Source organism: Pseudomonas sp. CCC4.1, from assembly GCF_035019225.1.
Classification (GTDB): domain Bacteria; phylum Pseudomonadota; class Gammaproteobacteria; order Pseudomonadales; family Pseudomonadaceae; genus Aquipseudomonas; species Aquipseudomonas bubulae.
In genome coordinates this window covers 1-20,403 of record NZ_JASJWL010000042.1, presented here as the reverse complement: position 1 = coordinate 20,403, position 20,403 = coordinate 1, and the positions used below count along the sequence as shown (strand labels likewise).

The window sequence follows — 20,403 nt, the reverse complement described above, 5'->3', positions numbered from 1 at the left end:
AACTCCGATGAATTTTTCCCAGTTCTTTATTCAGCGGCCGATTTTCGCCGCTGTGCTTTCCTTGCTTATCCTGATTGCGGGCGGCATTTCGCTGTTCCAGTTACCGATCAGCGAATACCCTGAAGTGGTTCCGCCTACCGTTGTGGTGCGCGCCAACTTCCCCGGTGCCAACCCCAAGGTGATCGGTGACACCGTGGCCGCACCACTGGAGCAGGCCATCACCGGTGTCGAGAACATGCTGTATATGTCTTCGCAGTCCACCGCTGACGGCAAGATCACCCTGACCATCACCTTTGCCCTGGGCACGGACCTGGACAACGCCCAGGTGCAGGTGCAAAACCGGGTGACCCGCACCCAGCCCAAACTGCCGGAAGAAGTGACGCGCATCGGCATTACGGTGGACAAAGCCTCGCCAGACCTGACCATGGTTGTGCACTTGACCTCGCCGGACAAGCGCTACGACATGCTCTACCTGTCCAACTACGCCATCCTCAATATCAAGGATGAGTTGGCGCGCCTCAACGGTATTGGCGATGTGCAGATGTTCGGCATGGGCGATTACTCGCTGCGGGTGTGGCTCGATCCAAACAAAACTGCCTCGCGCAACCTGACAGCCACTGATGTAGTGACCGCCATTCGCGAGCAAAACCGCCAGGTGGCTGCCGGTGCCCTCGGTGCCCCGCCCGCCCCCAATGCCACCAGCTTCCAGCTGTCGGTCAACACCCAGGGCCGCCTGGTCACTGAGGAGGAGTTCGAGAACATCATCATCCGCTCCGGTGATGATGGCCAGATCACCCGCCTCAAGGACATTGCCCGGGTTGAGCTGGGCTCCAGCCAGTACGCCTTGCGTTCCTTGCTGAACAACCAGCCGGCGGTAGCGATCCCGATCTTCCAGCGTCCGGGTTCCAACGCCATCCAGATCTCCAATGACGTTCGCGCCAAGATGGCCGAGCTGAAAAAGAACTTCCCGGAGGGCATGGATTTCGACATCGTTTACGACCCGACCATCTTTGTTCGTGGTTCGATCGAAGCGGTAGTCCACACCCTGTTTGAAGCCCTGATCCTGGTAGTACTGGTTGTAATCCTGTTCCTGCAAACCTGGCGCGCTTCGATTATCCCGCTGGTCGCTGTGCCCGTATCGCTGATCGGTACGTTTGCAGTGATGCATATGTTTGGCTTCTCGCTCAACGCTTTGTCCCTGTTCGGACTGGTGCTGGCCATCGGTATCGTGGTGGACGATGCGATTGTGGTGGTGGAGAACGTCGAGCGAAATATCGAGCTGGGGCTTAACCCCGTCGATGCAACCAAGCGGGCCATGCGCGAAGTAACCGGACCGATCATTGCCACCGCGCTGGTACTGTGTGCGGTGTTTATCCCGGCCGCATTTATTTCGGGCCTGACCGGCCAGTTTTACAAGCAATTTGCCCTGACCATTGCCATTTCGACGGTGATCTCGGCTTTCAACTCGCTGACCCTGTCCCCTGCATTGGCAGCAGTATTGCTTAAAGGCCATCATGCGCCGAAAGACCGCTTCACTCGTCTGCTGGACCGTATGTTCGGTGGCTGGTTGTTCGGCCCGTTCAACCGCTTCTTCGTCAAGGCCAGTAACGGTTATGTCGGTACCGTGCGACGGATCATCCGTGGCAGCGGCATCGCCATGCTGGTTTACGCAGGTTTGATGGTGCTGACCTGGGCTGGCTTTGCCCACACGCCCACCGGTTTTGTACCACCGCAAGACAAGCAATACCTGGTGGCCTTCGCCCAACTGCCGGACGCCGCGAGCCTGGACCGCACAGAAGCGGTAATAAAACGCATGTCCGAAATTGCTCTCAAGCAACCTGGCGTTGCCAACTCGGTGGCTTTCCCCGGCCTGTCGATCAACGGTTTTACCAACAGCCCGAACAGCGGCATCGTGTTCACCCCGCTCAAGCCGTTTGATGAACGCAAGGACCCAAGTCAGTCGGCAGCGGCGATTGCCGCCGCGTTGAACGCACAGTTTGCCGACATTCAGGACGCCTATATCGCCATCTTCCCGCCGCCGCCGGTACAGGGGCTGGGCACCATTGGCGGTTTCCGCCTGCAAGTCGAAGACCGCAGTGGTCTGGGCTATGACGAGCTGTACAAAGAAGTGCAGAACGTGATTGCCAAGAGCCATAACGTGCCGGAACTGGCCGGGTTGTTCACCAGCTATCAGGTCAACGTGCCGCAAGTCGATGCCGCTATCGACCGCGAAAAGGCCAAGACCCACGGTGTTGCCATCAGCGACATCTTCGATACCCTGCAGATCTACCTGGGTTCGCTGTATGCCAACGATTTCAACCGCTTCGGTCGGACTTATCAGGTGAATGTGCAGGCCGAGCAGCAGTTCCGTCTCGAACCCGAGCAGATCGGCCAGCTGAAGGTGCGTAACAACAAGGGCGAAATGATCCCGCTGGCGACCTTTATCAAGGTCAGCGACACCGCAGGTCCTGACCGCGTGATGCACTACAACGGCTTTGTCACCGCTGAAATCAACGGCGGCGCAGCACCGGGTTACAGCTCGGGCCAGGCCGAGGCGGCGATGGAAAAACTGCTCAAGGAAGAACTGCCCAACGGCATGACCTACGAATGGACTGAGCTGACCTATCAGCAAATCCTCTCAGGCAATACCGCGTTGTTCGTGTTCCCGCTCTGTGTACTGCTGGCATTCCTGGTACTGGCTGCCCAGTACGAAAGCTGGAGCCTGCCATTGGCGGTGATCCTGATCGTGCCCATGACCCTGCTTTCAGCCATTACCGGGGTGATTATCTCGGGGGGTGACAACAACATCTTCACCCAGATCGGCCTGATCGTACTGGTGGGGCTGGCGTGCAAGAACGCGATTCTGATCGTCGAGTTTGCCAAGGACAAACAGGAAGAAGGCCTCGACCCGCTGGCAGCGGTGCTGGAAGCCTGCCGTCTGCGTCTGCGGCCGATTCTGATGACCTCCTTCGCCTTCATCATGGGTGTGGTGCCTCTGGTGCTGTCCAGCGGTGCCGGTGCAGAGATGCGCCATGCGATGGGTGTTGCGGTGTTCTCCGGGATGCTCGGGGTGACCTTCTTCGGCCTGCTGCTGACGCCGGTGTTCTATGTATTGATTCGCCGCTATGTAGAGCGCAGTGAAGCGCGCAAAGCGGCCAAGCACCTCACGTTGGAGTCGCAACAATGAGCGTGAAAGTTTTTCTGCCGAGCCTGTTGGTGCTGGCCCTGAGCGCCTGCGCCGTGGGCCCGGACTACAAGACCCCGGCCACGGCCCCGGCACAGATCAGTGCCGACAACCTCAAGGGCTTTGACCGGGCACATTTTGAAGGGATCTGGTGGCAACAGTTTGACGATCCGACCCTCAACCAGCTGGTGTCCCAGTCTCTGGCTGGCAACCGCGAGCTGCGCGTGGCATTTGCCCGCCTGCGGGCGGCCCGGGCGATTCGCGATGATGTCAGCAACGACATCATGCCGACCATCACCAGCCGCGCCAGCAGCGATGTGGGCAAGGGCCAGATTCCGGGCACCACCGAGAAGCGCGTCAACAGTGAGCGCTACGACCTGGGCCTGGACATGGCCTGGGAAATCGACTTGTTTGGCCGTATCCAGCGCGAGCTGGAGGCCAGCGATGCCGACGAGCAGGCGGCTGCGGCCGATCTGTATCAACTGCAAGTGACCATGATTGCCGAACTGGTGGATGCCTATGGTGAACTACGGGGTGCACAGCTGCGCGAGCGCATCGCCCTGGACAACCTGAAAAACCAGCAGGACTCCAAGGCCATCACTGAAAGCCTGCGTGACGCCGGAGTTGGCGATCAGCTGGACGTGGTGCGCGCTGACGCCCGCCTTGCCTCGGTTGAAGCCAGCGTGCCGCAATTGCAGGCCGAGCAGGTGCGCGAGCGCAATCGTATCGCCACCTTGCTGGGCCAGCGACCTGAGCAGTTGAGCGTGGATCTGAGCCCCAAACAGCTACCGGCCATTGCCAAGGCGCTGAATATCGGCAATCCCGGCGACCTGCTGCAACGACGCCCGGACATCATGAGTGCCGAGCGCAAACTGGCAGCGGCGACGGCCCGTATCGGCGTGGCCAAGGCCGACCTGTTCCCGCGGGTCAGCCTTAGCGGTTTCCTCGGTTTTACTGCCGGACGTGGCTCGCAAATTGGTTCAGCAGCAGCCAATGCCTGGGCACTGGGCCCACGCATTACCTGGCCTGCATTTGACCTGGGCAGCGTGCGGGCACGACTGCGCGGTGCCGATGCAGAGGCCGACGGCGCTCTGGCCAGTTACGAGCAGCAAGTACTGCTGGCGCTGGAAGAGTCGGAAAACGCCTTCAGTGACTACGGCAAACGCCAACAGCGCTTGCTGTCGTTAATACGTCAAAGTGAGTCAAGTCGTACAGCAGCTGACCTCGCAGCCATTCGCTATCGCGAAGGCACGGTGGACTTTCTGGTGCTGCTCGATGCCCAGCGCGAGCGTCTTGCGGCAGAAGACAGCCAGGCCCAGGCCGAGGTTGAGCTGTATCGCGGCGTAGTGGCTATTTACAAAGCATTGGGCGGCGGCTGGCAAGCCGAGACTGTCGCCAGCGCGCACTGATTCAACGAGCTCCTTTGGTTGGCCGCAACCAACCATTTTTTGGCCCCGCGTACATTCGGTCGCGGGGCTTTTTTTTGCTTCGCTGAAGCCCGGCAAACACACAAACACGAACGCTGTTTTGAGGTAAGGAGTGCTTGCCCTTAATACCGCGCATCCACCGGTTTGCCACCCTTGGGCCAGTCCTTGGCCTTGTCGACAAAATCAGGTCGTGGTTGATGGGAGAAGTACTCAGCCACATCCACTGCCTCCTGATCCGATAATCCACCCTGCCCTAACGGGAATTTCTCGTGGAAGCCGATCGGCATATTGCGTTTCACAAACGCCGCCGCCGTGTAAGTGCGCGCCATGCCCGCGCCGATATTGAACGACTCGTTACCCCACAACGGCGGGTACACAAAGCTGCCATCGGCCTGTTTCAGGCCCTGGCCGTCGTCACCGTGGCACACCGCACATTGCTGCGCATAGATCAGTTTGCCATTTTCCGGATCGGGGACGATTTTCGGATCGACCTTGCCCACGCCACGGCCCGCAACCTTGTCCCCCGCTACCGTGTTCATTTTCATCCAGTCAAAATACGCCACCATCGCCTGCATATCCGGCGAGGCGACGGGCAAGGGTTGGCCATTCATCGAGCGACGGAAACAACCATTGATCCGCTCCTCCAGTGTCACTTCCTTGCCCGCCCGTGGCGCATAGCCGGGGAAGAACGCCGAGACCCCGACAAAAGGCGAGCCATCGGCCACGGTGCCTGCGTTCAAGTGGCAACTGGTGCAGTTCAGGGCATTGCCGACGTTATCCGGTAACAGCGCCTTGGTTTGCAGATGCAGGCGCATGCCGCGCACCACCTGATCGGCATTGGCGGCACTGAGCAGATTGGCCAGGCGCGGGGTGACAAAGGCGGTCTCGTCGACAGTCTCGGGGTTCAACTGCTTGCGCATCTGCGCGACTTGCCCTGGCTTGATCGCTGGAGCTGCGTTGCCCCAGCTGCTGCGCACAAAGCTGAGGATCTCGGCAATTTCATCATCGCCCAGCCGGGCGAAGCCAGGCATGGTGTACACCCGCGGGTGCGTTGCTGTTTGCGGGGTTTTCCAGCCGGTCAGGGTGATATGCAGGAGTGTCGTCGGGTTGGCCGCAACGATCCCCGGGTTGCCGTTCAACGGCGGGAACATGCCTTTGACCCCGCCGCCATCCGGGCGATGGCAATCAGCGCAGAACTGCGTGTAACCCAACCCGCCACGGCTGCTGTACAGCGTATCCGGTGCCTTGGCGGGTGTGATCGCCACGGCTGGCATCGGTAAATCATCCTTGCCTGCAGGTAGCGATTTCAAATAGCTGGCGATGGCAGTCAAGTCTGCATCGGTAAAGTGCTGGGTACTGTGGTGGATCACATCAGCCATATTGCCCGACACCGTAGCAAAACGGTTTTGTCCGGTCTTGAGCAACTGCACGGTGTCCCCCACCGTCCACAGGTTGCGCAGACTCAAGGCGCGCCAGTGCTCGACGGTTTCCCCCGCCAGATAGTGCTTGCCGGCACTGCCGTCATCGCTCATGGCCTTTTCCTGAAAGGCGATACCACGCGGCGTATGGCACGAGCCGCAATGCCCCAAGCCCTGCACCAGATAGGCGCCACGGTTCAGTTCGACGCTTTTGTCCGGGTCGGGGACAAACGGCTGATTGTCGACAAACGCCCAGTTCCACAGCGCCAGCCCCCAACGCTGGTTGAACGGGAAGCCCATATCGGCCTCAAGATTGGCCATTTTTACCGGGGCCACATCGTGCATCAGGTAGGCATACAGGGCGCGCATATCGTCTTCGCTCATCTTCGCGTAAGACGGATACGGCATCGCCGGATAGAGGTTTTTCCCCGCAGGTGTCACACCCTGGCGCATGGCCTTGTCGAACTGTTCAAAGCTGTACTGGCCGATACCTGTCTCGGGATCCGGGGTGATATTGCTCGAGTAAATCGTGCCCATTGGCGTTTTCAGCTCGAGCCCGCCCGCCATCTCGGCCCCGCCCATGGCGGTATGGCAGGCAATGCAGTCACCGAGCCGGGCCACATAGTGGCCGCGTTCAATCAGGTTTTTCTCGGGGTTGGCTGCCGGGGTCGGCTCGCTGGCCTGCACCTCAAGGGTACACAGCAACGTCAGGCCGGCTAATGCCAGACGTGGAAAGGTAGAAAGCATCGCGTTATTCCTTTAAGGCGTCGATCTGGGGTGGTCCCCTCGAAACGGGCCGTGCTGGTTTTGTTATGGACTCCTCACAGGACGCTTGTACCGGCTTTTACCGCCACGACGTTTGACCCGGATCATGCACGCCGCAACCAGGGTGTGTGGCCGGGCGCTCTAAGCTAGTTCCAAAACGGTATTTTCCCCTTTGATTTAAAGCACTTAGATTCGCTGCACCGGACCGCCGGACAGCCCCTTCTTATCTTCTTACAACAAGGTCCAAGCCATGTCCGTGCGCACACTCCTGATTGCTCTTTCCCTCGCAGGCCTCAGCTTCGGCGCGCAGGCAGCTGATTTGACCATCGGCTATATCACCGGCATCGACCCCACCAAACTGGCCCAGGCCGAGGGCAGCTACGAGAAAGCCATCGGTGAAAAGATTGACTGGCGCCGCTTTGATTCGGGTCCGGCGGTGGTGTCGGCACTGGCCTCCGGAGACCTGCAGATCGGCAATCTGGGTTCAAGCCCGCTGGCTGCCGCGGCCTCGCGTAATGTGCCGCTGGTGACTTTTATCGTCACCGCGCAGATTAAGGGTTCCGAAGCCCTGGTGGTGCGTGACGGCAGCGGTATCAACGGCCCGCAGGACCTGATCGGCAAGACCATCGCCACGCCCTTTGTCTCGACGTCGCACTACAGCCTGCTGGGCGCGCTGAAACACTGGAACCTCACCCCGCAGCAGGTCAAGGTGGTCAATCTGAGCCCTGCGCAAATCACCGCAGCCTGGAAGCGTGGCGATATCGACGGCGCGTTCACCTGGTCGCCTGCCCTGGGGGAAATTCGCAAGACCGGGAAAATCCTCACCGACGCCGGCCAGGTCAGCGAATGGGGCGCACCGACTTTTGAAGTCTGGGTAGCCCGCAAGGATTTCGCGGATAAACATCCGGAAATCATCGCTAAATTCGCCAAAGTCAGCCTCGATGCCATCGCCGACTACAACGCCCACCAGACCGCCTGGACTACCGATTCGCCGCAGGTACAGAAAATCGCCAGGCTGACCGGCGCCAGCCCCGAAGACATCCCCGAGTTGCTGCACGGCGCGCACTTCCCTTCGACGGCCGAGCAAAAATCGGCGCAGTTGCTGGGGGGTGGCACGGCCAGAGATATCGCCCAGACTGCGCTGTTCCTCAAGGACCAGGGCAAGATCGAAGGCGTTCTGCCCGACTATTCAACCTTTGTCAGCGATAAATTTTTGCCGCAATAACAAGCTGTTAGCCACTGGCACAACAAATGCTTCCTTACCCCCTACAGCACAGTGCCTTGCACCGCCGGCTCCGCTCTGGCGCTGCAACAACCTGGGTGAACCCCGACGCCAGACGCGTCCCGGATCATAATAAGGAGCGTAAGGATGGCAACGCCTGTTACAGCGTCACCGATAAATATGCCTGCCGTGAAGACCGTAGGCTTTCTGGTGATACCAAACTTCACCACCATCGGTTTTGCCTCGGCCATCGAAACCTTGCGCATGGCCAATATGGCAGCGCGCTGTGAAATGTTTCGCAGCGTTATCATTGCCCCCACCCTCGATCCGGTCATGGCCAGCAACGGCATGCGCATCCTGCCCGACTATGTGATCGGCGATGCACCAAAACTGGACATTTTGCTGGTGGTGGGTTCAAACCCGATCGTCTCCCACCTCAGCAGCCGCCCGGTGCTCAACTGGCTGCGCAAACTGGCCCACGAACAAGTGGCGCTGGGCGGGATCTGCACCGGCAGCTACTGGCTGGCCCGCGCCGGGCTGCTCAAGGGTTATCGCTGCACCATCCACTGGGAAGATATCGAAACCCTCAAGGACCATTTCCCGGGGATCATTATTTCCAATCAGTTATTCGAACTGGATCGCGACCGCTATACCTGCTCGGGTGGCGTGGCGTCGATGGACATGACCTTGCAATTGATTGCCCGCGAACCGGGTGGCCGCGAGATTGCGGCCCACGCTGCCGAGTTGCTGCTGTGTGACCGAGCCCGCGGGCCGCAAGAGCAACAGCGGGTACCACTGCGCCAGAAGCTGGGCACATCGCAACCCAAACTGAGTCAGGTGGTGGCAATCATGGAGGCCAATCTGGAAGAGCCGGTCAGCCTGGAAGACCTGGCGCGGTTGAACGAAGTGTCGGTACGTCAGCTGGAACGCCTGTTCCACAAACACCTGCAACGCACACCCAGCCAGTACTACCTGGAGTTACGCCTGGCCAGGGCCCGGAGCCTGTTGCTGCGCAGCGAATCACAAGTGCGGGATATCGCCCTGGCCTGTGGCTTTGTCTCGGCGGCGCATTTTTCCAAGTGCTATAGCCGCCTGTTTGGTGTATCACCCATTGGTGAACGCAAGCAGGTAGCGTTGCACTAAAACATCACCCGTAGCAGCTGCCGAGCGGAGCGAGGCTGCTACGGAGGTAGGAGGCGGCAGGTTAATCCTGCAACGCCTTGTGCGCGGTCTCGCGGCTGGCCAGCATCGCCACCAGTGCCACTGCCGCGGCGGCCAGCAGGTACCAGGCCGGGGCCATTTTGTTGCCGGTCATCTGAATCAGCCAGGTGGCAATAAACGGCGCAGTCCCGCCAAACACGGCGTTGGCCACGTTAAAGCTGAAGGCAAAACCGCTGAAGCGCACCCGGGTCGGGAAGATCTCGGCCAGAAAGCACGGCAAGGTGCCGTCGTTCATTGCCAGGATGGCACCGAAGGCAATCTGGATCATCAGAATCACCAGCAGTGACGGGTTGCCCAGCATCCCGAACAGCGGAAAGGTCAGCAGCAGGAACATCACCGAGGCACTGACCAGCATGGTCTTGCGGCCATAGCGGTCCGACAGCTTGCCCATCAAAAAGATCAGGCCGATGTAAGTCGCCAGCGACACCGTGGACGCGATAAAGGAATCACTCTCGCTCATGCCCATTTCCGTCGACAGGTAGGTCGGCATGTAACTGAGCAACAGGTAGAAGGCCACCGCATTCAGACAGGTCACGCCAATCCCGATCAATACCGGCCGACGATGCACCGTGAGCAACTCACGAACCGGGGCATGGGTCGCACACTCCTTGGCTTCCAGACGCTTTTCCATCTCCAGGAACTTGGGTGAGTCCTGCAAATGGACACGGATATAGCGCCCCACCAGGCCAAAGGGTGCCGCCAGCAGAAACGGCAGGCGCCAGCCCCAGTCGTGCAGGTTTTCAACCGTCATCAAGGCATGCATGCCCGCGACAAATATCGCGCCAAACAACAGGCCGGCCGCCGTGCTCGCCGGTACGATGCTGGTATAAAAACCGCGCTTGCCCTCAGGTGCATACTCGGCCAGAAACGCCGAAGCGCCCGCGTATTCCCCTGAGGCCGAAAAGCCCTGCACCAGACGAATCAACAACAGCAACACCGGTGCCCAGAGACCGATCTGGTTATAGGTGGGCAGCATGCCGATGCAAAAAGTCGCCACGGTCATAATCAGGATCGACCAGGACAAGGCGCTGCGCCGCCCGTACTTGTCGCCAAAATGCCCCCAGACCAGACCACCGAACGGGCGCACGATAAACGACAGGGCGAACACCGCGAAAGTGGCCAGCAGCCCGGTGGTGGTATCGGTTTGCGGGAAGAACGTCAGGGCGATCACCGTCGCCAGGTAACCATAGGCAGCGTAGTCAAACCACTCGACAAAGTTGCCCATAAAGCTGGCTGTGGCGGCACGGCGCAATGCCTTGCGCTCACTGAGGCGCTCGATCTGCTGTTCGGGGGTCAGGGGCAAAGCGATAGTTGCGCTGGGGATACTCATTGAGCACCTCCTGAGAAAGAGATGCGTGATGGAAAAATGGCAAGCAACGTCGCGACATGGGACATGACAGATACCCTCATTGTGTTCTTTTTGGCAGGGGTAAACAGGTCAGAAAACGCTGCGCAATCTGTGTGCGCATACGTTGGTATCGAGCTCGGAGTGGGAGCGAGCCTGCTCGCGAAGGTATCACCCCGGATTGACGAGGCGCCGCGGTGATACCTTCGCGGGCAGGCCCGCTCCCACAATGCCGCGCAATGACTATTTTTTGATGATGTTGTGCTGCGGGCCATACGGGAAGTGGGTGATGTTCTCGCCGCCCTTTTCGTTGACGATCAGGATATCGTGCTCGCGATACCCACCTGCTCCCGGACGACCTTCAGGGATCATGATCATCGGCTCGATCGACACCACCATGCCCGGCTCCAGCACCGTATCGATATCTTCACGCAACTCCAGCCCGGCCTCGCGGCCATAGTAATGACTGAGGGTGCCAAAGGAGTGACCATACCCGAAGGTGCGGTATTGCAGCAGGTCGTGTTCCATGAAAATTTCATTGAGCTGCAGAGCAATGTCCGAACACTTCATGCCGGGCCTGATCAGCTTCAGGCCGGCCTCGTGTACCTTGACGTTGACCTCCCACAGGCGCAGGTGCTCGTCGGAGCAATGGTCCAGAAACAGGGTGCGTTCCAGCGCCGTGTAGTAACCGGCAATCATCGGGAAGCAGTTGAGGCTGAGGATATCGCCCTTGTTCACCTTGCGGCTGGTGACCGGGTTATGGGCGCCGTCGGTGTTGATCCCCGACTGGAACCAGGTCCAGGTATCCATCAACTCCGAATCGGGAAAGGTACGGGCAATTTCACGCACCATCGCCTGGGTGGCATGCAGCGCCACTTCATATTCCGGCACCTGATCGCGCAAGGCCTCGACGATGGCCGCGCCACCAATATCGGCAATCCGTGCGCCGTGGCGAATGATGGCGTGTTCTTCCGCCGACTTGATCATGCGCATACGCATGCACGGCGCGGCGATGTCCACCAGCTCGGCCTGGGGATAGCGGCTGGCGAGCTTGTCGCGATTGAGCAGGTTCATGTGATCGAACTCGATACCGATGCGCCCCGCCTTGGGCAGCGCCTGCTGGATCGCCACAAAGTAGTTGTCGCGCTGCCAGTCGGTATACACGATGTTGTCGGTGCCCATGGTCCGGCGCCACGGCTGCCCGCCGTCAATATTGGCGCTGATGCTCACCGCGCTGTCCTGGGTCACCACCAGCGCGTAGTTGCGGCCAAATGAGCAATACAGGAAATCGCTGTAGTAGTTGAGGTTGTGGTACGAGGTGAACACAGCAGCATCGATGTTGTTCTGCGCCATATAGGCCCGCAGTTTTCCCTGGCGGTTGGCGTACTCCTGGGCCGAGAACGTCGGAGTGACCTTTTCGCCGTTCTTTATCTGGATGGTTTTCGGCATTTGCATGGCATATGTCCCTGTCATTGATCGAGCGTCAGGAGCCGCCGGCAGGCGGGTCGTTGAGGAACATTCGAACAGATACAGGCACGGCTTTTTTGCGCGAATCCGACCTGTAGTTGATCAGATCCGCTGTGCAATCTTGCCCTCTATCCTTGATAGCATTTGCGCAGCATGGCCAATGATGGGATATTCGCAAATGTGAAATATTCTCATTAGAACCCCTATGCACACATCCCCCCGGCTACTTCTGGTAGAAGACGACTTCAGGCTGCGCCACGATCTGGAGCGACATCTGCTGCAACGCGGCTTTGCCGTGACATCCTGCATCGACGGCATCCAGGGCCTGAGCGCTTTGCAGTCGCAGTGTTTCGACCTGGTGCTGCTCGATATCATGCTGCCCGGCATGGACGGTCTGGCGCTGCTTGAAGCCCTGCGCCTGCAACAAAACGTCCCGGTGATGCTGATGTCGGCCTTGGGCAACGAGCAAGACCGAATCACCGGGTTTACCCGAGGTGCCGACGACTATCTGCCCAAACCCTTCAGCCTCGCCGAGCTGGACGCCCGCACCGATGCCCTGCTGCGGCGCATGGCCATGTTCCAGCGCCCGCCGGGGCTGCCGCACCACCCGCGGCTGAGCTTTGATGAAGAGGCTCTGGACGTGGTGCACAACGGCCAGAGTGCAGGCCTGACCCACTCCGAATTCCGCCTGCTGAGCATCCTGCACGAACATGATGGCGAGGCCTTGAGCAAGGCGTTTCTCTACCAGCAGGTGCTTCACCGCGTCTACACCCGGCTGGACCGCGGCCTGGATGTGCATGTGTGCAATGTGCGGCGCAAGCTGGCGGCCATTGGCGTGCGGCATGTGCAGATCCAGGCCGTGCGTGGCCAGGGTTATATCCTGGTCAGCATGGATAACCCCTGATGCGCCGCCATCCCTTGCTATGGAAACTGGCCCTGCTGCAAATCGCTTTCTGCCTGCTGCTGACCTGGATCATCTGGATCTGGGGAGTGTCGGCCGAACGTCGCACCTATTTTCTTTCGGCCGCCGACCAGCAGTACCTGGCCGACTACGCACAGCAGGCTGAAGGCATCTGGCACAACCAGGGCCCGGCCGGGCTGGCACGTTTTAGCGAAGAGCTGATGGCGAGGGAGGACACCTGGGCAACGGTACTGGGGCCAAACCTGCAAAGCCTGAGCAATACCCCTCTCACCGCCCACAACTATCGCCAGTTGACCTTTATGCGCCAACTGAACTGGCCCATGAGCCGACGTCTGCAGGACGAGCTGCCCTATGTCAGCATCCCCTTTCCCGGGCAGCCGCAACAAGGCCAGCTGGTGATCCAGCTTCCCGAGCGGTTGTTGCCCGGAGGCCTGACACCCTGGACCCATGTGCTCAGTCACGGCGTGATGCCAACGCTGCTGGCCGCGCTCCTCGGGCTGCTGATCTACCGCCACCTGGTGCTGCCACTCAACCGTTTGCGTGACCGCGCCGACGCCTTGCGTGCCGATGACCTGGACAGTGAAGCACCGCTGCCGCTGATCAAACGCAGGGATGAACTGGGGGAACTGGCCCAGGCCTTCGAACACATGGCCAGCCGCCTGCGCCAAAGCCTCAACCAGCAACGCCTTTTATTGCGCACCCTGTCCCATGAACTGCGTACCCCCCTGGCACGATTGCGCATCGCCCACGACAGCCATTTACCGGCTGAGCACATGCGCCAGCGACTCGATCGCGAGATCGACGATATGCAGCGCCTGCTGGAAGACACCCTCAACCTCGCCTGGATGGACACCGAGCGCCCGCAACTGGCAAGCGAGCCGGTGCTGGTACTGTCCGTATGGGAAGCCCTGTGTGAAGACGCCTGCTTTGAAAGCGGTTGGCCGGTCGAGCGACTGCCCTGTCTGCTGGGCGAAGACTGTTACGTGCAAGTGCATCTCGACAGCCTGGCCCAGGCCCTGGAAAACCTGCTGCGCAATGCAATACGTTATTCACCGCCTGCAGGCAAAGTGACTTTGAGCGGCTGGCGTGAAGGTGATGCCTGGCACCTGTGCCTGAGCGACCAAGGCCCCGGCGTCGATCCGCAGGACCTGCCCAGCCTGTTCGTGCCCTACCAGCGCCTGAAGGGTTCGCTAGGCGAAGGCTTCGGCCTGGGCCTGGCCATCGCCCAACGTGCCATTGAACTGCAACAGGGCCGGTTGTGGGCCAGCAATGGCCAGCCGGGGCTGTGCATGCATGTGCTGTTTCCGGTGGCGCGTCCTCCTGACTGAAACAGAAAACCCTGTGGGCTTGCCCGCGATGCCGCCAACTCGGTTCAACAGACAAACAGCGGCGATCCCATCGCGGGCAAGCCCGCTCCCACAGTGAAGTGTTTAGAAAGTTAATGCGCTTTACTCTCAATTAGCAGTCATTATCATTCGTGATCTTCCTGTATCAGGCTGTCCCGGAGATCACCCGATGTTGCAACATGCGCTGCGCCCTATCGCTCCCTTCGTTCTGTCCGGCTGCTGCTTGCTGGCCAGCTCCGTGCATGCCGCTGCCGCGCTGGAGCTGGAAAACACCAACGTGGTTGCCACCGCCCTGGAAGAAACCAAACAGGCACCCGGGGTCTCGGTGATCACCGCAGAGGACATCAAGAAACGCCCACCGTCCAACGATCTGTCGCAGATCATCCGCACCATGCCCGGGGTCAATCTCACGGGCAACTCCACCAGCGGCCAGCGCGGCAACAACCGTCAGATCGACATCCGCGGCATGGGCCCGGAAAACACCCTGATCCTGATCGACGGCAAACCGGTCAACAGCCGCAATTCGGTGCGCTACGGCTGGCGCGGCGAGCGTGACAGCCGTGGCGATACCAACTGGGTACCTGCCGATCAGGTAGAGAGCATCGAAGTGCTGCGCGGTCCGGCCGCCGCCCTCTACGGCAACGGCGCAGCTGGCGGCGTGGTGAATATCATCACCAAGCAGGCCGGGGCCGAAACCCACGGCGACGTCACGGTCTATTCCAACTTCCCGACCCACAAGGACGAAGGCGCCAGCAAACGCGTGAGTTTCGGCCTCAACGGCCCGCTCACCGACAACCTGAGCTATCGCGTATACGGCAATATCGCCAAGACCGACCCCGATGACTGGGACATCAACTCAGGCCATGAATCAGAGCGCACCGGCAATCAGGCCGGCACCCTGCCCGCTGGCCGCGAAGGCGTGCGCAACAAGGATGTCAACGGCCTGCTCAGCTGGCGCATGACCCCGCAGCAGACCCTCGACTTCGAGGCTGGTTACAGCCGTCAGGGCAACCTCTATACCGGCGATACGCAAAACACCAACAGCAACGCCTACGTCAAAAGCCTGCTGGGCCACGAGACCAACCGTACCTACCGCGAAACCTATGCCCTGACCCACCGTGGTGAATGGGACTTTGGTAACAGCATGGCCTACCTGCAATACGAAAAAACCCGCAATACGCGGATCAACGAAGGCCTGGCAGGCGGCACCGAAGGCATTTTCAGCAGTGGTGATTTCTATACTGCGGTATTGCGCGACCTGACCGCCCACGGCGAGGTCAATCTGCCGCTGCACGCAGGTTTCGACCAGACACTGACCCTGGGCAGCGAATGGACCCAGCAAAAACTCGACGACCCCAGCGCCAATACCCAGTCCACCAGCGAAGGCGGTTCGGTCAGCGGCCTGAGCAGCAGCAATCGCAGCACCACCTCCTCGGCGCAGATTTTCTCGTTGTTTGCCGCCGACAATATCGAGCTGCTACCCGGCACCATGCTCACCCCCGGCCTGCGTCTGGACCACCACAGCGTGGTCGGCAACAACTGGAGCCCGTCGCTTAACCTGTCCCATGCCCTGACCGAAACAGTCACCCTCAAGGCCGGCATCGCCCGCGCCTATAAAGCGCCTAACCTGTACCAGCTCAACCCCGATTACCTGCTCTACAGCCGCGGCCAGGGTTGCTATGGCCAGAGCACCAGTTGCTACCTGCAAGGCAACGCCGACCTGAAAGCCGAAACCAGCGTCAACAAGGAACTGGGCATCGAGTACAAGGAAAACGGCGTCGTCGCGGGCCTGACTTACTTTCGCAACGATTACAAAAACAAGATCGAATCCGGCATGAGCCCCATCGGCAATGCCGTGGGCGGAACAGGCACCTATGCCAATGCCGCGATCTACCAGTGGGAAAACGTACCCAAGGCACTGGTCGAAGGCCTTGAAGGCACCCTTACCCTGCCCCTGGCGCCGCAACTGACCTGGACCAACAACTTCACCTATATGCTGCAATCGAAAAACAAGCAGACCGGTGACGCCCTGTCCGTCACCCCGCGCTACACCCTTAACTCCATGCTGGACTGGCAGGCAACCGATGACCTGTCGCTGCAAGCGAGCGTGGCCTGGTACGGCAAACAGACACCGAAAAAATTCGACTACCACGGTGACCGCGTCACCGGCACCGCCAACAACCAGCTTTCGCCTTATGCCATTGCCGGCATCAGCGGTACCTACGCCATTACCGCCAACCTGAGCCTGACCACGGGTATCGATAACCTGTTCGACAAGCGCCTGTTCCGTGAGGGCAACGCCCAGGGTGTGACCAATATCGCCGGGGCCGGGGCGGCGACTTACAACGAGCCGGGGCGTACGCTCTACACCAGCCTGACCGCGTCGTTTTAAAGCATAACGAGATCGCCTGATGAGAAACCTGACCCTGCCATTGACGCTGCTGCTTGCCCTGGCCCTCCCCGGGCAAGCCGCCCAGGCCCGGCCCGCGCCTGACCAGCTGATGGACACCCGCCTGCTGCAGCGTACAGATATGGACTACCGCTTCAGCCGCTTGCTGATCGACTCCGCCGATGGCCAGCGCCATTATCAGCTATGGATCGGTCGACCCAATGCCGCGCCGCCGAAAAACGGTTTCCCGGTGCTGTGGATGCTCGACGGCAATGCCGCCATCGGCGCACTGGATGCCGACCTGCTGCGGGATCTTGCCCGTGGCAAGGCACCATTACTGGTCGCCATCGGCTACCAGACACCACTGCGCATCGAGCGCACTGCCCGCACTTACGACTACACCCCGAACAGGCCTGGCCTGACCGTGCAAACCGACCCGCTGAGCGGGTTGCCCAGTGGCGGTGCGGATGTCTTCCTGGACCTGTTGCGCGAGCGCATGCGCCCGGCGGTGGCGGCCAAGGCACCGATCAACCTGCAGGAGCAAACCTTGTGGGGCCATTCCTATGGCGGCCTGCTGGTGCTGCACGCCCTGCTCACCCGCCCCGGCGAATTTGCCCGTTACGCAGCGGCCAGCCCGTCGCTGTGGTGGGCCGACATCCACCCCGGCGCGGACTTCAAGCAACGCATGAACGGGCACAAGGCCGATTTGCTGTTGATGCGCGGCACGGCCGAACCCGCTAACCCGCGCGGCCCGAGCGACGGCGAGCCAGACAGACTGATCCGCCAACTGGCGGGTGAACTGAGTGATATCCCGGGACTGGCGGTTGACTATCAGACATTCGACGGCATGAGCCACGGCGAAACCCTGCCGGCTTCGCTGCGGCGGGTATTGCAAAACTTGTAGCCGCTGCCAGCCCAGCCAACTTTTGCGGGAGCGGGCTTGCTCGCGATGGCAGCGCCTCGGTTGGTCTGGCAGACTGCAGCGCCTGTATCGCGAGCAAGCCCGCTCCCACAAGGTATGCGGCGGTGTCCATCTACCCTGGAAGCTTACGTGTTTGAATTAACCAGCTATCTGGGTCTGTTCCTCGCCGCCTTTGGCGCAGCATCGCTGCTGCCCATGCAGTCGGAAGCCGTGTTGGTCGGCATGCTGCTGTCAGGCAAATATGCAGCCCTGACCCTGCTGGCTATCGCCACCCTGGGCAATGTGCTGGGCTCGTTACTGAATTGGCTGTTGGGCCGCTCGGTGGAACGCTTTCGGCACAAGCGCTGGTTTCCGGTCAGCGAGCAAAAGCTCGACAGGGCCCAGCAGTTCTATCTGCGTTACGGGCGCTGGTCACTGCTGCTGAGTTGGATGCCGATTATCGGCGATCCGCTGACCATGATCGCCGGGGTCATGCGCGAACCGCTGTGGAGTTTCGTGCTGATCGTCACCCTGGCCAAAGGTACCCGGTACCTGCTACTGACCGCGGCAACCCTGGGCTGGTCCTAGACAACCAGCCTGCGGGGTGTCAAACCGGCTCTGCGGCGATGCGGTTTTCCATGGCCGGAGGGTATTCAGGCAGCCAGGACAGGGGCATCAGCTGATTGTACTTTTGAAAGAACGAGGACTGGATCCGCCCGCGAATCGGCTCAAGCTGCTCAATCAGCTGCGTCAGTGCCTGCTGTTGCAAAGCCAGGTTCACTTCATCCTCGGCCGTATTGCTGTCGGGCAGTGCCAGCGACTGCAACACAATACTGTCACTGAAGTAAGCCGGCACCCGCCGACCATTACGGTGCAGCTGGTTTTCGGCGCGATAGCATTGCACAAGCCCCGCCATGACCATTTCGGCTTTGTTCAGGCCACTGGCCAGGCGCGGTTTCAGATTGCGTTTTTCGTCCAGAACTGACTGATACCTCACCAGTTGCTCATTGCAGGCCAGCACATCGGACTCCAGCTGTTCAAGGAACTCATGCTTGAGTGCCATCAGTTCGTTGCGTACATCTGCAATTTCGTCCTGGTACACACCCAGTGCTTCGTTGCGACGTTTCTGCTGTTTGCCATACCCGGCGTGATTTTGCGCACGCAAGGCGCACAATTCAGCCTCGCGCTCCCGTGCGCGGTATTCCAGACGTTGCAGGCGTACGGCGTAATTGTTCAGCAGGTCCTGTGCCGCTCGCTCGAACGCCTGATCAAATTCGCCGCAACGTTTTACCGTGCCAACAATATCCAGCGCTGTCAGGCGGGTTTGCACCAGGGCGATGCGCGCCTCGGCCCAGGCCAGCACCTTGTGCCGTTCTGACTCAAGGGTCGTGCGGATCTGTTCTTCAATGGCCGTCAGCCGGGTGGCCTCCACAGGGGGATAGCCTTGCTCGCCATGGCGCCGGGCTTGCTCGACGATATTCAGCTCACGCTTGAGGCTTTCAAATTCAAGCGGTACCAGAAAAGGGTTATCCACGTGAGCACGGCTGCGCTCAGCCTGCCCCAAAATATTCAACAGCTTTTTGAATAACTGCATGGCGTTCGCTCCGCTAAACCCTTGATCTCAACAGCCGGCACTTCAGATTAATATCATCATGCCAATGCCTTTGCATAACAACAATAGATTAGTAGCACTTTGACATCTGCACAGCCAAAACCGTGGAAAAACAGAGTTATGGCGAATGATTCCTGATGCCAAATCTATAAGCTGACAGGCCTGTCAAGTTTATAAAAATTTATCCTGGCCACCCTGCAACGAAATACTCTTTCAAGTAAATGCCTGCAAAATCCTGAAAAGACGGCACTTTTAACCACAAAAATCAGTTTAGTTTCGATATTAAAAAAAACAAAAAAATACACAAAATCTGAAATCAAAATGAAACAGCCCCCCTCTACCTTTGCAACCTGTCACTTGAGACAGGTTCTGGGCATTTCTTCTGCGTCCTGGCAAACCGCAAGTGAAAACCTGAACGGATGTTCAGCTTTTTGATCCCCTCTGTGGATTGGAGTACACGCAATGCGAAGCTGGGAAGAACCCAAGAAAAAGCGTCTGCATATCGAAATCATCCCGATGATCGACGTGATGATGTTCCTGCTGGTGTTTTTTGTATTGATCAGTCTCAACGTGATACCCGCACTCGGCATCAAGACCCAGTTGCCAGGTGCCGCTCATGCGCAGCAGCTCAAGCCGCAAAACAAGGCGGTCATCACCCTGGGCCTGGACGAGCGCCTGCAACTGGATGGCAAGGATCTGAACCAGAGCGATCTGGTGGCTCAACTCAAGGCCATGGAAAACCCTGACGAAAAAATGGTGATCATCCTCAACAGCGATGCAGGTGTTGAGGTGGCGCGTCTGGTCAGCGTGATGGATGTGCTCAAGGGCAGCGGCTTCTCGTCTGTCTCCATTGCGACGCGGAAGCTGTAGGCCATGTCGGTTTTTTTCAAATCACGCAAAGCCATCGCCTGTTTGCCGGCCATCTGCCTGCTGGCGGTGGCCGTCCATAGCAGCATGGACACGGACCTGAAAATCACGCCCAAATACGACGACAGCAGCGTCGAAGTGGCCCTGATAGATCTGGATGAACTGCTGCCTCCCCCTCCCGAGCCTGAACCGGAGCCCGAGCAGGTCGCCGAGTTGCCACCACCGGAGGAGGAAGTGGTCGAAGCCGTGGAAATCGCGCCTCCCCCACCACCCAAACCCAAACCGCCAGCTCCCAGGCCTGTCTCTTATACACATCT

Annotated in this window: 14 protein-coding genes and 1 pseudogene; 11 read left to right on the top strand and 4 right to left on the bottom strand. The window is 59.6% G+C overall.

From position 1 onward, the window contains the following. The first annotated feature begins 7 nt into the window (after window positions 1-7). Together QN377_RS16050 and QN377_RS16045 are read left to right on the top strand one after the other, a co-directional pair. On the top strand, window positions 8-3,187 hold the full coding sequence (locus tag QN377_RS16050) for an efflux RND transporter permease subunit (RefSeq protein ID WP_095000341.1): 3,180 nt from the start codon (window positions 8-10) through the stop codon (window positions 3,185-3,187). Beyond that, entirely contained in the window at window positions 3,184-4,593 is a 1,410-nt protein-coding gene (locus QN377_RS16045) for an efflux transporter outer membrane subunit (RefSeq protein ID WP_095017997.1), read from the top strand. The genes QN377_RS16050 and QN377_RS16045 overlap by 4 nt, the downstream gene beginning before the upstream one ends. A gap of 140 nt (window positions 4,594-4,733) precedes the next feature. Here QN377_RS16045 and QN377_RS16040 read toward each other — a convergent pair whose 3' ends face one another. Continuing rightward, window positions 4,734-6,776 carry a c-type cytochrome gene (locus QN377_RS16040; protein ID WP_095017998.1) on the bottom strand — a complete coding sequence of 681 codons (2,043 nt, stop codon included), beginning with the start codon at window positions 6,774-6,776 and terminating at the stop codon, window positions 4,734-4,736. 268 nt (window positions 6,777-7,044) lie between these two features. Here QN377_RS16040 and tauA point away from each other — a divergent pair, with 268 nt between their 5' ends. Then, a complete protein-coding gene (tauA, locus tag QN377_RS16035; protein WP_095017999.1) occupies window positions 7,045-8,019 on the top strand; it encodes a taurine ABC transporter substrate-binding protein in 975 nt (324 codons plus the stop codon). Window positions 8,020-8,163: 144 nt separating this feature from the next. Next, a complete protein-coding gene (locus QN377_RS16030) occupies window positions 8,164-9,159 on the top strand; it encodes a GlxA family transcriptional regulator (protein WP_095000345.1) in 996 nt (331 codons plus the stop codon). A 61-nt stretch (window positions 9,160-9,220) separates the two neighbouring features. Here QN377_RS16030 and QN377_RS16025 read toward each other — a convergent pair whose 3' ends face one another. Further along, window positions 9,221-10,462 carry an MFS transporter gene (locus tag QN377_RS16025; protein WP_370688607.1) on the bottom strand — a complete coding sequence of 414 codons (1,242 nt, stop codon included), beginning with the start codon at window positions 10,460-10,462 and terminating at the stop codon, window positions 9,221-9,223. 363 nt (window positions 10,463-10,825) lie between these two features. Then, window positions 10,826-12,037: a M24 family metallopeptidase gene (locus QN377_RS16020; protein ID WP_095018002.1), complete on the bottom strand. Its 1,212-nt coding sequence runs from the start codon at window positions 12,035-12,037 to the stop codon at window positions 10,826-10,828. Between the two features lie 217 nt (window positions 12,038-12,254). On the opposite strand from QN377_RS16020, the gene QN377_RS16015 reads away from it, so the two are divergent. The 5 genes from QN377_RS16015 to QN377_RS15995 all read left to right on the top strand — a co-directional run bounded on the left by QN377_RS16015 (window position 12,255) and on the right by QN377_RS15995 (window position 18,195). Further along, window positions 12,255-12,953, top strand: coding sequence for a response regulator transcription factor (locus tag QN377_RS16015; protein WP_095000348.1), 699 nt, complete (start codon window positions 12,255-12,257; stop codon window positions 12,951-12,953). Further along, window positions 12,953-14,299, top strand: coding sequence for a sensor histidine kinase (locus QN377_RS16010; RefSeq protein WP_322212956.1), 1,347 nt, complete (start codon window positions 12,953-12,955; stop codon window positions 14,297-14,299). Before QN377_RS16015 ends, QN377_RS16010 begins: the two co-directional genes overlap by 1 nt. Before the next feature lie 187 nt (window positions 14,300-14,486). Continuing rightward, entirely contained in the window at window positions 14,487-16,709 is a 2,223-nt protein-coding gene (locus QN377_RS16005; protein ID WP_095018004.1) for a TonB-dependent siderophore receptor, read from the top strand. A 19-nt stretch (window positions 16,710-16,728) separates the two neighbouring features. Then, window positions 16,729-17,610 carry an alpha/beta hydrolase gene (locus QN377_RS16000; protein WP_095018005.1) on the top strand — a complete coding sequence of 294 codons (882 nt, stop codon included), beginning with the start codon at window positions 16,729-16,731 and terminating at the stop codon, window positions 17,608-17,610. Window positions 17,611-17,757: 147 nt separating this feature from the next. Further along, complete coding sequence (locus tag QN377_RS15995) at window positions 17,758-18,195, top strand: YqaA family protein (protein WP_095018006.1); 438 nt, start codon at window positions 17,758-17,760, stop codon at window positions 18,193-18,195. Window positions 18,196-18,214: 19 nt separating this feature from the next. Here QN377_RS15995 and QN377_RS15990 read toward each other — a convergent pair whose 3' ends face one another. Further along, complete coding sequence (locus QN377_RS15990; RefSeq protein WP_095018007.1) at window positions 18,215-19,201, bottom strand: hypothetical protein; 987 nt, start codon at window positions 19,199-19,201, stop codon at window positions 18,215-18,217. 480 nt (window positions 19,202-19,681) lie between these two features. Between QN377_RS15990 and QN377_RS15985 the strand changes: the two genes are divergently transcribed. After that, window positions 19,682-20,089: an ExbD/TolR family protein gene (locus QN377_RS15985; protein WP_095000354.1), complete on the top strand. Its 408-nt coding sequence runs from the start codon at window positions 19,682-19,684 to the stop codon at window positions 20,087-20,089. Between the two features lie 3 nt (window positions 20,090-20,092). Next, window positions 20,093-20,403 (top strand): annotated as a pseudogene (locus QN377_RS15980) (energy transducer TonB); the annotation flags it as partial.